This is a genomic window from Sediminibacillus terrae (genome assembly GCF_009602435.1).
Classification (GTDB): domain Bacteria; phylum Bacillota; class Bacilli; order Bacillales; family Amphibacillaceae; genus Sediminibacillus; species Sediminibacillus terrae.
Map to the genome: position 1 here is coordinate 224,871 of NZ_VZDQ01000024.1, position 15,030 is coordinate 239,900.

The following is a 15,030-nucleotide window of genomic DNA, read 5'->3' on the forward strand; positions in this document are numbered from 1 at the left end:
CTCTCCTTTCGGCTGTTATAGAAAAACACCGAATCTTAACTAGATATTACCCCGGTATGACGACTATCAAACCCTAACTGCTTAAGCGTCGAAGTCCAATGCCCAGCTCCCTTTGCGGAATACTGGTTCTGTGCTGCCATCTGCAGTCACTCCGTCGATGTCAAGTTCAGCCGAGCCAATCATGAAATCCACATGTGTCAAACTGTCATTGACCCCATGCTTGTCAAGCTGCTCATCATCCATTTGTGAACCGCCCTCCAGACTGGTCGGATAGGCCTTGCCCAAAGCAATATGACAAGATGCGTTTTCGTCATAGAGCGTATTATAAAAGATGAGACCTGATTGGGAAATCGGAGATTCATGCGGAACAAGCGCAATTTCACCGAGACGACGTGCTCCCTCATCTGTATCCAGCAAATGCTTCAATGTTTCATAGCCCTGTTCCGCTTGAAAATCGACAACCTTTCCTTTTTCAAAGGTCAAGCTGAAACCATCAATCAAGTTACCTCCATAGTTCAATGGCTTGGTACTGGAAACCGTTCCGTTCACCCCATACTTATCCGGCAATGTGAAGACTTCCTCTGTCGGCATATTCGGATTGAAATCCGTACCTTTTTCCGTCTTAGCGGAACCGCCTTTCCAAATGTGCCCTTCCGGAAGCTCAAGCTCAAAATCGGTACCTGGTGCTTTATAAACCAATTTCTTGTATTGTTTTCTATTCAAAAATTCGCGTGCTTTACGCAAGGTCGCATTGTGTTCATCCCAAGCAGCGACAGGATTTTCTTTGTCGACGCGGACGATTTTGAATATTTGCTGCCACAAGCTTTCCATTGCTTCCTCTTTCGATTGATCCGGAAAGATTTTTTGTGCCCAATCGCCAGTTGGAATCGAAATGATCGACCAAGGAATCCTGTCGTTCATCGTGTACTGGCGAAACTCTTTCATCGCTTCTGCATTGGCTTTGGAAGCCCTCGCCACTTTGCCGGCATCGATGTCCTTTAGTAAATCAGGGTTTGTGGAACGGATGGATAAGACGGCCGCGCCTTCTTTTGCGAAGGATACAAGCTTGTCCACGTGCCACTGAGGGACATCCGTCAATACTTCTTCCGGTGCATTCTCGTATTTAAGCAATGAAATTTCGTCATCCGCCCAATTGATATGTACGTTCCTGGCTCCTAGTTCATAGGCTTTCCGGACGACGATCCGGGTAAAATCGGCACCCTCGATCGGCGCATTGATCATCAATGTTTGGTCTTTTTGCAGGTTGACACCAGTTTTCAGGGCCAACTCTGCATATTTTTCTAATTGTTTTAATTCTGCCATTGTTTTTCCCTCCAAAAAAATCGACCTGTCAGTCTGTTTTCTTTACCTCTCTATTATTTCACAAAAAACGGAAACTAACAAAATTTTCTTATTATTCACGTTGCAATTCATTCAGCGAAATAGCGTCGCGGTGGGATAGCGGTCTACATGACGTTTGGCGTGGGTGCAAATGAACCTTCCTGAACCTCACCACAATATTCTCCTCCTGATAGTCTCCAAACGAATTCTTGGAGGAGCATGAGGTTCCTATGCTACCGAAGCGGTGGTTAGCACGCTTTTTGAATAGGACATTACAGTTACTGCGCATTTTCTATCTACTATATCTGTGGAAAGGGCAAACCCTCTGATTTTTTATTGATTATCCAATTCCTCGACAAGCAGCGAAAGTTCCTCCCAGCGTTCCATTGCCTGTTCCAAGTCAGCTTCCAGCTGCTCCTGCTGGTTATAGAAGTCCTGAACTTTGCCGAGATCGCTTCCTGCCTGTTCGATTTCCTGTTTCACTTTCTCCAGTTCTTCTTCCAGTCCGGTGATTTTGTCTTCTATCCCTTCCCATTCCCTTTGTTCATGATAAGAGAGTTTCTTCTTCTTTTTACACGGGGAAGCCGTTTGTTTGGCAATTTCTTCTTTTGGCTGCCGGCGTGATTTTGCATCCTCCAAGTAATCACTATAATTTCCGTAAAAGAAATGGATGTCATTCCGCCCTTCAAAAGCGATCAAACGATGGACAACCCTGTCCAGGAAGTAACGGTCGTGGGATACGGTTATCACAACACCGGGAAATTGATCCAAATAATCTTCGAGCACGCCGAGTGTCTCTGTATCCAGATCATTGGTCGGTTCGTCGAGCAACAGGACATTCGGTTCACCCATCAGAACCCGAAGCAAATACAACCGTCGCCGCTCCCCGCCTGACAGCCGGCTGACATGGGTCCACTGCTGTGAGCGGGGGAACAGGAACCGTTCCAGCATTTGTTCCGCAGTTATCACTTCACCGTCTGCAGTGTGGACGACTTCGGCAGTCTCCTTGATATATTCGACAACACGCAGGGAATCATCCATTTCTGTATGATCCTGCGTGTAATAACCGATTTTCACAGTAGGACCTGTCTCCACCTTTCCAGAATCAGGTTCCATTCTTCCAGCCATGATGTTCAAAAGCGTTGTTTTTCCACTTCCGTTCGGTCCGATAATGCCGATTCGGTCTCCCGGAATCACGAGGTAGTCCAGCTCGGCAATATAAGGGGTATCTGCAAAAGATTTTCCAATTCGCTCCAGCTCAATCACTTTTTTGCCGAGGCGTTGAGAGCCGACCTGAAAATCCAGTTCCTTACCGCCTGTATCGAACGTGACTTGCTTCATTTCCTCGGCACGCTGCTTTCTGGCCTTCTGCTTGGTAGAGCGCGCCTTGGCTCCGCGGCGCAGCCATTCCAGCTCACGGCGTAAGGTGTTTTTATGCTTCTGTTCATTCTGCTGCTCCAATGATTCCCGTTCTGCTTTCTTTTCCAAAAACGTTTCGTAATTGCCCTCGTACGTATAGAGGTTCCCTTTATCCAATTCATAAATCCGGTTGGTGATCCGGTTAAGAAAGTACCGGTCATGCGTCACGAGAATCAAGGCGCCTTCATATTGCGGCAAGTACCCTTCCAGCCATTCGATCGTTTCATTATCCAGATGGTTGGTAGGCTCGTCGAGAATCAACAAGTCTGCCGGCTGGATCAATGCACGGGCAATGGCCGTCCGCTTTTTTTGCCCGCCCGACAGGTCAGCGGTTTTTTTCGCATAATCTGTAATCCCCAATTTTGTCAGGATTGTTTTCGCTGCTGTATTGGCGTCCCATGCTTCCTGTTCATCCATGGATTGCTGTGCCTTCAACAGCTTCTCCTGAAGCGACGTATTTTGTGGCTGTTCTTCGAGCTGTTGAAGTGTCTCCTCGTACTGCCTCATGGTACGCATGATTGCCGATTCGCCCTGATAAACCTGTTCCAGGACGGTCAAACCACCATCTAAATCAGGCTCCTGATTGAGATATTCGATACGGAAATCATTGGCATGTTTGATTGTCCCTCCCTCATTGGGCTCGATTCCGGCTATCACCTTCAGCAATGTCGATTTGCCGGTCCCGTTCACGCCGATCAAACCGATACGTTCCTTTGGTTCGATGGTAAATCCGATATGGTCGAACAATACCTTGTCACCGAAAGATTTATACAACTGTTCCACAGATAGGATACTCATTCGTTTACTCATCCTTTTGATTATTTAAACTATATCCTTTCAATTATAAAGGATATTCAAAAAAGTTAACAATACGGCAGTTCCCTTATCACCCTCGTGTTGAAGCTCGAATGGAAACCGATAAAGAAAAAGGCCGCCGGATTTGTTTCCAGCAGCCTGATTTAACATACACCCGCCATTTTGGCGATTATTTTTCGTTCTCTGAAGTCTGGTCTTTCCCCCAGTATTCCATCCCGGAAACACCATCGAGTGTTTCCCGATAAAAGACTGGGTCCTTGCCCTGCTTCCTCTGGCTTAGGTAGTCCGTCAGTGTCCGGTAAGCAACTTTCGAAAGCATGGCGATCGCATACAAGTTGATCAAGGCCATGATTGCCATCGAGAGATCGGCCATGCTCCAAACAAGATCGAATTCCTGCAGGGCGCCGAACGTAACCATGAGCAATACAGCCACCCGGTAAACAGTCAGAGCTGTCTTGCTTGTCTTGATAAATTCGATATTCGTTTCTCCATAATAGTAGTTACCAAGGATGGAGGAATAAGCGAAAAGGAAAATAGCGATGGCTACAAACACTGCCGCCCAAGAACCCAACTGTGATTCAAAAGCACTCTGGGTGATCTGGATGCCCTGAAGCGTACTTCCGGCATAGCCTTCTGTTGTTAAAATGATCAATGCTGTCGCACTGCAAATGACCAAGGTATCGAGAAAAACACCCAATGTTTGGATGAGACCCTGTTTGACTGGATGGGTCACCTCTGCTGTTGCAGCTGCGTTCGGCGCACTACCCATACCTGCTTCGTTGGAAAACAAGCCACGCTTGATCCCCATCATGATGGCCGCTCCAAAGCCGCCACCGGCAATTTCCCTGATACCGAAAGCATTGGCGAATATCAGCTGGAACATTTCCGGAATGGCGGTCACATTCGCCAAAAGAATATATATGGCAAGCAATACATACATGATAGCCATGAACGGAATGATGAACTGGGTCACTCTGGCGATACTGCGCAGCCCGCCAAATATGACAACCGCTGTCAGGATAACCAAGATGGCCGCCATCCACTCCGGACTGATTCCAAACGATTCCTCAAAAGCAAGCCGGATTGTATTGGATTGAACGGAATTAAATACAAGTCCATATGTAAACGTAATGATGATGGCGAATACAATTCCGAGCCAGCGCTTATTCAATCCTTTTTCCATGTAATATGCGGGACCGCCGCGGTATTGGTTCTTGTCAGGCACTTTGTACACTTGTGCCAAGGTACTTTCCACAAAGCTAGTGGCGCCGCCGATCAAGGCGATGAGCCACATCCAGAATACAGCGCCAGGTCCGCCTGCGGCAATTGCAGAGGCAACTCCTGCCAAGTTTCCGGTTCCGACCCGTGAAGCAGTACTGATTGTAAACGCCTGAAAAGCCGATGTGCCTTTTTTTCCTTCCGCACTTATCGTCCGCTTATCAAACAATACCCGGAACATTTCAGGAAACAGCCTGAACTGCACGAATTTCGTGCGAATGGTGAAAAACACGCCCAGTCCGATCAGGACCGCAATCAACACATAACCCCACAGAAAGTCATTCAGCGTGGATAATATATCAGCAAACATACCGTTCCTCCCACTCCTTCTCTTCATCTGTCATCCTATGTAAAACAACCCGACAACATTCATTTATTACCCGTCCTGCCAGCCTGGAAAACCAGCATGCGGGCTCATTCAATCTTATGAGAAACACGAGCGGGAATATTCCCGCTCGTGCAATTTGCCTCTATATTATCCTATCTGAGATAGGTTATTTTAGCAAATCGACGAATGCGTTGGCGGTCGACACACTCGATTGAGGGTTTTGTCCTGTTACAAGATTGTCGTCAACAACCGTATAATCGGAAAATGGTTGTCCCTGTGTAAACGCCGCTCCTTCATTTCTCAAGCTGCTCTCAAGTTTGAATGGAAGCTTATCCATCAATTTCATCTGCTGTTCCTCTTCATTGGTGAAAGCTGTCATTCGACGGCCATCCGCCAGCTTACGCCCATTGTCAAGCGTTACATTGACCAAACCAGCAGGCCCGTGGCACACAGCTCCGATTACTTTATTTTTCGCGGCAAAGTCACTTATTATTTCTTGCAGGGCACTGTTATTCGGAAAATCTTCCATTGTGCCATGACCTCCGGGAAGAAAAATCCCATCAAAGTCATCCGGATTTTGAGCAGCAAGGTTTTCTGTGTTCTCTAGTAATTTGACCGGTTTTTCCCATTCATCCGGTGCTTCCTCATCATAGCTGTTCGGATCGAGTGGAACATTGCCGCCACTTGGACTAGCAACCGTAATGTCGAATCCATTCTTTTCAAAAATGCTATATGGCTCTCCATACTCGGACAACCAAAGTCCTGTTTGGTGATCTCCCATCTGTTGGGAAGAGGTTACCACCATCAATACTTTTTTACCCATGTTTGACGCCTCCTTCGATAAGGCTTATTCACTTGTGCTATTCCATCTTCCACACAATGTTAAACATCGGGTACTCATGAAGAGCAAGAAGCCAAAAATGATTGTAAAAGAAAAAAAGGGGCAATCACCGTATTCAGATCGAGAGGTTTAGGGTTACGTTCTTTGCCAAGAGAAAGATCGACTTAACACCCCAAGGGCAGGCGGTGGAAGTGGACGAAGCTGTTCCTGCCGATAACGATACACGGCTATTTCATTTTATAGTTTCCCGGACAAAATAAGCTGTCGCTTTACGATTCGCGACAGCCAAAGGATTAAGTTCGGAAGCGATAAAGCACACCAAATGGATCAATAACGCTTCCGTCTGTCCCGATCGAACCCTGGCGGAGGAAGCGGTCAAAATCATTCTGTGCCACTTTTGCTCTTACTGAACGTAAGCCGATCATTCCATACTCTGGAAGAGCCGCCCCTTCTCCATGCCAAGTATTTAAGCCAATGTGATGATGATAACCTTCAGCAGCAATAAACAACACTTGTGTACCAAGCGAGATAGTTGGAGAAAACCCCAGCTGCCCCACATAAAACTGATGCGCTTTTGGTATAGAGGAGACATGGAAGTGCAAATGGCCGATTGTGGTCCCCTTCGGAAGCCCGTGCCATTTTTCTGCGGAATGGAGCAGGTTCTGGACTTTTAGCGGATCAGCTGCGACAGGAAGTTCGCCGCCCAGACCACGCCATTCACGCTTGTCCCGATCGGCATATACTTCAATACCGATTCCGTCAGGGTCCTCCAAATAGATTGCCTCGCTAAACCCGTGATCCGAGGCACCGACAAGTGGGTAGCGCTTCTCTACTATGTGCTGTAAAAAGGAGGCCAGGGAGCTGCGATCGGGGACAAGAATAGCAAAATGATATAGTCCGGCCATGTTCTTCGACGGCTTGGCCGCATTACTGTCTGCATGTAAACGCAGTAAAACCGTGCTATCCGGTGTTCCGAGAACAGCGGTGTTTCCGTTTGTTTCAAGAACGGCAAAACCTAGTGCGTGCTGATAGAATTCGAGAGAACGGACTAGACTGTTTACCGTCAATTCAACTTCTTCCCATTGAAAGGATTGCAAATTATCCTGGTTCATATTTACTATACCTTCTTTTTATGTTATTCTTAATACAGTTACTTTTAGTAAGTAAGTGTATATTAGTAATATGTTCCCGTCAATCTTTTTTTAAAGGATGAAACCCCGCAGAGCGGAGCTAAAGAAGGATTACCAGCCACCCGCGAAAAAGTGCAGGACTAAGCATCCCTTGGCACTTGTATGGGCAGGGGGCTCCATGAACGGTGATCCGTTTATTTTCAGACTTCTTATACTCCCTTTTCTACTGGTGAATAATAAGATATATTAGTAAGTAAGGCAGGGGTGATATCGATGCAAGAGTTATGTCCTCGTTTCGAAAAGGCCATGCAGCTGTTCGGCAAACGCTGGGTGGGACTCATCTTGTTTGAGCTTCTCGATGGGGAAAAACGCTTTTCCGAAATGGAAGCGGAACTGCCAATCAGTGGCAGACTGCTATCCGACCGTTTAAAAATGCTGGAACAGGAACAAATCGTGGAACGCAATGTGTACTCGGAATTTCCTGTCAGGATTGAATACAGGCTTACGGAAAAAGGAAAAGCCATGGAGCCGGTCATAAAGGAAATTAAAACCTGGTCCGAAAACTGGGTGGCTGCAGACGAAGTCAACGAAACATTATAATAGATGCCATTCAGCCGCTTCCTTAGGAGCGGCTTTTTTCTCCGTATATTTGTTCCGGCGCAATGCGCTTTTTCTTAATTTTATACACTCTAAAGATGGGGGAACAGACGTGAGCGATCACAGTCAAGAAATTACTAACCAATATTGTCGGCAGATAGATGCCGAGACCCGAAAAAAATTCGGTCAGTATTTTACGCCGAGCAGTATTGCCGATGTCATGAAGGCGTGGGTCCTCGGCAACCCCGACTGCAAACAAGTTGTAGATCCTGCGGTAGGTCTCGGAGAGCTGGTCACCGGTCTGCCCGAAAAGCTGGCTGTCACAGGATATGATATCGACCAGCAGGTTCTTACCTTTGCCCGCCAGCGTCTGCAGGCGGCTAAAGTGGATGCTGCTCTTTTGGAGCAGGACTTTTTAAAACGGGACTGGAATGAAACCTATCAAGGTATTATATGTAATCCGCCATATATCCGTTTTAAACACTATTCCGAAAAACAAGGCTATTTGCAATTATTCAAAGAAAAACTCGGCTTAAAGTTGTCCGGTTTCACCAATATATATGCATTGTTTTTGCTGAAAGCCATCCATCAATTAGCCCAAGATGGCCGTGCCGCCTTCATCATCCCATCTGATTTTTTAAATGCAGACTATGGCGCGCCGATCAAACAATACTTGCTTCAACAGCAAAACCTTCATGTTGTCGCTGTCACTAACTTTAAGCAGAACTGGTTCGACCAAGCGGCCACGACGTCCGCTCTCTTCTTTTTCGATAACAGAAGGCAGACTTCGACTCTCGAATTCATTCAACTCGACGACCAGGAAGGACTGGCGCAGCTGAATGAATACATAACCGCTTTTGGTGAACGGCCGCCCGTCGGCCGTATATGTAAATATAAAGAGTTGGATTCCCAAGTAAAATGGCGCACGTACTATCAGCCCTCTAGTAAAAGGCAGTACCGCCATGTGAAACCGATTGCTGAATTTGCCAGGGTGACCCGAGGTATTGCGACAGGTGATAACAAATTTTTTTGTGTATCAGAAACAACCCGCCGGGAATGGCAGCTGGAAAAAGAACACTTCCTTCCGTGCCTTTCCAAAGCCAACCAAGTGACAGGAAACTTCTTTTTTCCGGAAGACTATGAAGCACTTGTCGGTTCCGGTGCTCCGGTACTCTTGTTGAATATCCAGGAAAGCGAACCTTCAAGCAAGCAAGCCCGTGCCTATTTGGCACATGGTGAGGCTTCCGGAAGCAGCAAAAGATATCTAACAAAACGCCGGCGTCCATGGCACAAGAATGAAACAAGGCTGCCCCCGGATATTTTCATATCCACCTTCAGCCGGAATAAAGTGAAATTTATCCGCAACAAAACCGGTGTCAGGAGTTTGACCTGCTTCCATGGTTTATATATGCATCCGGACTATCGGGGAAAACTGGATTTGTTGATGGCTTATTTCATGACCGGAATTTCACAGGACATACTGGAGGAATGCCAGCGTCAGTATGGGAAGGGCCTGAAAAAGCTGGAACCGAATGATATCAATCAGGCCATGGCCGTTGACCTTGATGTAATTACGGAAGCTGAGGCCGCCGAAATCCAAGCGATTTACCAAAGGATACAGACGGAGCAGCTGCAAAATCCAGAAAGTATGCCTCAAAAGGAGATACAAGAGCTGGAAGAGATTTTCGAAAGGATTTTGCAAAAACCTTGAACATCCACAAGACTTCTTCCACTCTCTTCCATCCTTTTCCCGGCTGGAAAGTGGCCGAAAAAACATGGCCACCAAAGCAAAACGGAACGAATTCGAACTGCCAACCGAATTCGTTCCGTTTCTTACCTAATAGTCTTTTAAGGCAACGCTTAACCACATACAATGGAAAGGAAGCTTTACCAGTTAAAATCAGCAAAGCATTATGGAGGGAAAAGAAATATGAAAAGAGATACTGAATTAAACGACCTCATTGCCGAAACCTGTAATAAGATGGACTTTTCAGGGGTTGTGTATGTAAAACAAAACGAGCATATATTATCGGACTCGTCCTTCGGCTATGCCGACAGAGCCGAAAAACGCCGAAACACTTCGGACACCCGCTTTGGAACAGCATCTGGCTGCAAGCTATTTACTGCTATCGGAATTTGCCAACTAGTTGAAAAAGGTTTGTTGAGTTTCGACACTCGTTTAGTCGACTGCTTGAATATCGATTTCCCACATTTTGATAAAGAGATTACCATCCACCAGCTCTTAACCCACACTTCAGGCATTCCTGACTACTTTGATGAAGAGAAAATGAATGATTATGAAGAATTGTGGAAGAACTACCCTGTTTATCAAATCCAATCTCTTAAAGACTTTTTGCCTCTCTTTCAATCTGAAAAAATGAAGTTTGAACCTGGACACAGATTCCATTATAACAATGCAGGCTACATTCTTTTAGGCCTTATCATTGAAGAACAAACAGGAATGCCATTTACAGAATACATAGAATCAGAAGTTTTTCACAGGTCCAATATGATCGACTCCGGATATTTTGCATTGGACCAGCTCCCCGAAAATACTGCAGCAGGGTACATCGACAGTGACGAGGATAACACTTGGAGAACCAATATTTACTCTATTCCCAAAAAAGGAGGCTCGGATGGAGGCGCATTTGTTACAGCTCCCGATATGATTAAATTATGGGAGTCATTGTTGGACTCTACCCTCCTAAAAGAAGAAACTACAAAGGTATTGCTCAGTCCCCACATTAAAGTGAACGGGGAAATACATTATGGATACGGTATTTGGCTGAACCAAAAGAATGATCAAGTCTACAAATATCACGTAATGGGGTTCGATCCGGGAGTCCGTTTCAGATCCTCCGTATATCCAGATTCTGACTTGAAGGTCGCAATACCTTCCAATATAGAATCTGACCCTTTTGATATCACTAAAGCAATTGAAGATGCATTGGTGAAATAGTATCGATTTGGACAATGGTTTGAATTGGATTTCCGTCTATAGGGGGCTTATTCCGGGAATAAGCCTCTTTTTTATGATGGCAATGCTGTTCATGTCCGGTTTCCATGCAATGTAAAAAAAGCTGCCGCAAACCTGAGCAAAGGTTGGCAGCAGCTGTACATCAGCACTTATTTTTCATGTCTCGTATTTTCATTCCAAGGAAAACGAGTACCGAATGTACGGGCCATTTCTTTGGAATTGCTTCTCCTTTGTTTACGGAGCTCGGCCCGTTTCGGGGCCTCTTCATGTAAAAATTTCTCTTCTTTCGATTCCGGATAGACCGGCGGCACTGTAACCGGACGGTTATCCGGCCCAATTGCCACCATGGTGACAAATGCTGTTGTGCATACTTTCCGCTCGCCGGTATTCAAGTCCTCTGTTACTGCTTTGATAAATACTTCCATCGATGTTTTGTGCGTCCAGGTTACGAAGGCTTCCAAACAAATGGTGTCTCCTTCTTTTACCGGCGCCAGAAAGTCAACTGAGTCGGTGGACGCCGTGACAACCGGCTTGCGGGCATGCCTCCTGGCAGCAATTGCTGCCACGTCATCGATATGCGCCATCAGCCTGCCTCCGAACAATGTACCATGGCTGTTTGTATCTGGTGGTAAAACATGCGAATTTTTCACTGTCAATGAAGCGACACAAGGTTTTGCTTCCATCGTGATTCCTCACTTTTCTGTTTAATTTATAGGATTGGCGAAAGAAGTCGGGCAATCGCCTCTTTGATTCGAATCCAAATGGACCGCTGTAAATAAAGCTTATAGGACAACTGACTGGAATGCAAAATATCCTCTTTGAACTTTTCTGCTAACTCACCTGCAACTTGGCGGTCATAAAGGAACGCATTGACCTCAAAGTTTAATTTAAAGCTACGCACATCGATGTTGGCCGTCCCGATCGAGGCTATTTTTTCATCCACCACAATTGTTTTAGCATGAAGAAAGCCATTCTGATAAATGTAAACATCTGCACCTGCTTTTAACAAGTCACCGATGTTGGAATAAGTAGCCCAATAGACAAACGGATGGTCCGGTTTATTCGGTATCATGATCCGCACATCGACGCCCGAAAGCACCGCGATTTTCAAGGCGTCTGCCAGGCTGTCGTCAGGAATGAAATAGGGAGTTTGGATATAGATATATTCCTTGGCAGACATGATCATTTTGATATAGCCGTTTTTAATTTGTTCCCATTCCGAATCCGGACCACTGGAAACAATTTGAATTCCCACTTCTCCGGTCGGTTCGGCCGCATAGTACCGTTCTTCATACATAATATCGTGCCTGGATGCTTGATTCCAGTCCAGAATGAAACGGGTCTGCATGTTCCTGACCGCGTCACCGACGATTTTGAGATGGGTGTCACGCCAATAGCCGAATTTTTTGTTGTACCCCAAATACTCGTCGCCGATGTTGAACCCGCCAATATACCCGATTTTGCCGTCAATGATGGCGAGCTTCCGGTGGTTACGGTAGTTGATTTTTAAATTGACCTTGGGAATCAACGGTGGAAAAAAGGCCTCGACCTCTGCTCCTGCTGCCTGTATTTTGCGGATATATTTCCTGCTTAATTCCCTTGAGCCCATGTCATCATAAAGAATCCGCACCTGGACGCCTTGTTTGGCCTTTTTGATCAATGCATCGGCCAACAATTCTCCAAGCCGGTCTGCCCGGAGGATATAATACAACAGATGAATATGGTCCTCTGCTTCTTCGATGTCCTGAAGCAGGGAGTGGAATTTTTTCTGGCCGTCCGTAAAAATCTCGACACGGTTATCCTGAGTAAGGATGGCATCATCATTGCGTAAATGTAAGTAAAATAAGTCCTTATAAGGGATAAGACTCTCATCCTTAAATTGAAAGCTCCCCTCTTCCAACGCTCGCATTTGTGCCTGGACGGCCGTTTTGACACCAAGTCTGCTTTTGGTATCCCAAGTGAAGATTTTCTTATTGCTAAGCTTGCGGCCAAAGATTAAATAAAGAATGAAACCGGCAATCGGTATAAACAACAGCACCATCAGCCATGCCCAGGTAGAAGAAGCATCCCTTCGTTCTAAAAAGACAATAGCCAGTGCGAGCAGTATGTTGAAAACCAAAATCGATCCAATGATATAAGGAAACACGATCATGATATCGATCATCATGTTTCTCCCCCCCTCCGCCATTATGTAGAAAGCCCGGTGTGAAAGAACGATTCGCCAGTCGATAAGGGCATCAGCAGTGTAATTATACTCTTCTCTCCGTATTTTTCCAAAAACTATTTTTTAAAAAGCCAGGTCCCCACTGCACAGAACTTTGATCAATCTAAAATAATTGATTTTTTGACTCAAGGATTCTAAACTTACTCTATTCACTTTGCTTCTGATTCCCTATAGCTGAGTAAAACAAGAAAGGAATCAACAGAAATTTAAAGAAAAAGAGGTTGACGCAATGGAAAATAACGAATTCAAAGCAGGCGTCCTTTTTACGGCCGCTGCTTATATCTTATGGGGCTTCCTGCCGATATACTGGAAACTCGTGCAAAATGTCCCTGCCGGCGAAATTCTTGCCCACCGGATTGTTTGGTCCTTTGTCTTCATGGCCTTGTTATTATCCTTATTAAAAAAATGGAGACCGTTCATCCGGGAATGCAGACAAATAATCCGGGATAAGCAAAGGCTGATCGGAATTACGCTAGCCTCTATTGTCATCAGCATCAATTGGCTGGTGTTCATCTGGGCCGTCAACAGTGACCATGTTGTACAGGCAAGTCTCGGGTACTATATTAATCCGTTGATAAGCATTATTCTCGGGATGGTTGTGCTCAAAGAAAAACTGACGAAGTGGCAGCTGATTTCCTTTTTACTGGCAGCGGCGGGTGTCGTGAACTTGACGATCAGCTTTGGTGTTTTTCCGTGGGTTTCCATCCTGCTGGCTCTGTCCTTCGGATTGTATGGTTTGTTGAAAAAAACCGTCGCTATCAGTGCGATGTTCGGACTGGCGATCGAGACACTGATCGTCACACCGATCGCTCTGATTTATTTGCTCAGCCGACAAACTGATGGCGGAGCCGCCCCGGAAATTTTCACTTCCACCACTGGACTGCTTATATTAAGCGGCGTAGCGACAGCTGTGCCATTGTTGTTGTTCGCTAGTGGCGCGCAGCGGATTCCCCTTTCCATGGTTGGTTTCCTGCAATACTTCGCTCCGACGCTGATGCTGTTTATCGGTGTATTTCTATACGGGGAAACCTTTACCCATGCACACCTGGTCTCTTTCACATGTATCTGGGCAGCCCTTGCTATATATACTGTCTCCCGGACCAAATGGTTTCATCATTTGGAGTCCAGATTCTCGCGAAGTTATTAGGACTCCTTATCAGGCTTTCCCTAAACTGGTTCCTTTTACCCTTTTTTCTAGTAGGAGCGGATAGCCGGTCTGCCAAAAGTGGAATTGGCCAGTATAGTTTTCCTGCCATTCGCAAAATATATCCTTGCATGATTATATAGCAAGGAGTGAAAAGATGGGTATTCTAAGTGGAAATCCAAAAAACCAGCCGATGCATTATGGCGAAGTCTTTGGAATTTGGAGCAGTCTTGCCGGCAGCAAGGGCATGATTGCCGGTTATCAAACCATGGCGAACCATACCGGCGACCGCGACCTGAAAAAATTGATTGAAGACATGATCCGGACAATGAAACAAGAAAACGAAGAAATTGAAGAGCTTTTGAAAAACAATGGAATAGCTCTTCCTCCATCGCCACCGGAACGGGCGAAAGCTGCTTTGGAACAAATCCCTTCCGGAGCCAAATTCAACGATCCGGAAATAAGCGCCGCTATTTCCCGGGACATCGGGCAGGGACTTGTAGCTTGCAGTCAAATCATCGCTCAATGCATCAGGGAAGATATCGCCATGATGTATGGGCAAATCCATATGAGCAAGGCACAATTCGGCGCCAGGCTGCTGCGGTTGAATAAAGAAAAAGGCTGGCTCGTTCCGCCGCCGCTTCACAACCAAAACTTCGAATAAGCATTTCGGCGGGGGGGCAGCCCTTCCCATCGTTTGACGAGGGAAGGGACTGTCCCCCCTTTTTTATCTCGCTTCGTTTACAAGATAACAATACATTTACAAGCATGGCTTGATTTGTAATATAAGAGGGCGCTTTTGAAGGCTGTCAACACGGTTTTTTATGTAAAATTAACCAGTTTGACGCCTTTTTTGCATGCAACGCAATAAAGAGCATAGCATTCTCACTTCACCTAAGGGGCCGGAGGATCTAGTAATAGAACAGGGAAGGAGG

At 45.9% G+C, this 15,030-nt stretch carries 12 protein-coding genes; 5 read left to right on the forward strand and 7 right to left on the reverse strand.

Annotation, left to right across the window (positions count from 1 at the left end):
- Positions 1-81 precede the first annotated feature (81 nt).
- The 5 genes from F6X55_RS12310 to F6X55_RS12330 form a co-directional block, all read right to left on the reverse strand.
- Positions 82-1,323: an aminopeptidase gene (locus F6X55_RS12310; RefSeq protein ID WP_153463637.1), complete on the reverse strand. Its 1,242-nt coding sequence runs from the start codon at positions 1,321-1,323 to the stop codon at positions 82-84.
- A 351-nt stretch (positions 1,324-1,674) separates the two neighbouring features.
- Entirely contained in the window at positions 1,675-3,558 is a 1,884-nt protein-coding gene (locus F6X55_RS12315; RefSeq protein ID WP_153463639.1) for an ABC-F family ATP-binding cassette domain-containing protein, read from the reverse strand.
- Between the two features lie 187 nt (positions 3,559-3,745).
- Entirely contained in the window at positions 3,746-5,164 is a 1,419-nt protein-coding gene (locus tag F6X55_RS12320; protein ID WP_026570860.1) for an alanine/glycine:cation symporter family protein, read from the reverse strand.
- A 184-nt stretch (positions 5,165-5,348) separates the two neighbouring features.
- A complete protein-coding gene (locus F6X55_RS12325; RefSeq protein ID WP_026570861.1) occupies positions 5,349-6,005 on the reverse strand; it encodes a type 1 glutamine amidotransferase domain-containing protein in 657 nt (218 codons plus the stop codon).
- A 311-nt stretch (positions 6,006-6,316) separates the two neighbouring features.
- Positions 6,317-7,135 carry a VOC family protein gene (locus F6X55_RS12330; RefSeq protein ID WP_051382151.1) on the reverse strand — a complete coding sequence of 273 codons (819 nt, stop codon included), beginning with the start codon at positions 7,133-7,135 and terminating at the stop codon, positions 6,317-6,319.
- Positions 7,136-7,426: 291 nt separating this feature from the next.
- On the opposite strand from F6X55_RS12330, the gene F6X55_RS12335 reads away from it, so the two are divergent.
- From F6X55_RS12335 to F6X55_RS12345, 3 genes are all read left to right on the forward strand, one after another.
- Entirely contained in the window at positions 7,427-7,753 is a 327-nt protein-coding gene (locus F6X55_RS12335) for a winged helix-turn-helix transcriptional regulator (protein ID WP_272914945.1), read from the forward strand.
- Positions 7,754-7,862: 109 nt separating this feature from the next.
- Positions 7,863-9,461: an HsdM family class I SAM-dependent methyltransferase gene (locus F6X55_RS12340; RefSeq protein WP_161993082.1), complete on the forward strand. Its 1,599-nt coding sequence runs from the start codon at positions 7,863-7,865 to the stop codon at positions 9,459-9,461.
- Positions 9,462-9,680: 219 nt separating this feature from the next.
- Positions 9,681-10,709: a serine hydrolase domain-containing protein gene (locus F6X55_RS12345; RefSeq protein WP_153463645.1), complete on the forward strand. Its 1,029-nt coding sequence runs from the start codon at positions 9,681-9,683 to the stop codon at positions 10,707-10,709.
- A gap of 167 nt (positions 10,710-10,876) precedes the next feature.
- On the opposite strand, the gene F6X55_RS12350 is transcribed toward F6X55_RS12345, so the two are convergent.
- Together F6X55_RS12350 and cls are read right to left on the reverse strand one after the other, a co-directional pair.
- On the reverse strand, positions 10,877-11,410 hold the full coding sequence (locus F6X55_RS12350; RefSeq protein ID WP_153463648.1) for an acyl-CoA thioesterase: 534 nt from the start codon (positions 11,408-11,410) through the stop codon (positions 10,877-10,879).
- 26 nt (positions 11,411-11,436) lie between these two features.
- The gene (gene cls, locus F6X55_RS12355; protein ID WP_153464049.1) at positions 11,437-12,879 is read right to left on the reverse strand and encodes a cardiolipin synthase; all 1,443 of its coding nucleotides are present in this window, start codon (positions 12,877-12,879) and stop codon (positions 11,437-11,439) included.
- 301 nt (positions 12,880-13,180) lie between these two features.
- Between cls and rarD the strand changes: the two genes are divergently transcribed.
- Complete coding sequence (gene rarD, locus F6X55_RS12360; RefSeq protein WP_026570868.1) at positions 13,181-14,098, forward strand: EamA family transporter RarD; 918 nt, start codon at positions 13,181-13,183, stop codon at positions 14,096-14,098.
- Positions 14,099-14,252: 154 nt separating this feature from the next.
- On the forward strand, positions 14,253-14,759 hold the full coding sequence (locus tag F6X55_RS12365) for a DUF3231 family protein (RefSeq protein WP_026570869.1): 507 nt from the start codon (positions 14,253-14,255) through the stop codon (positions 14,757-14,759).
- Positions 14,760-15,030 lie beyond the last annotated feature (271 nt).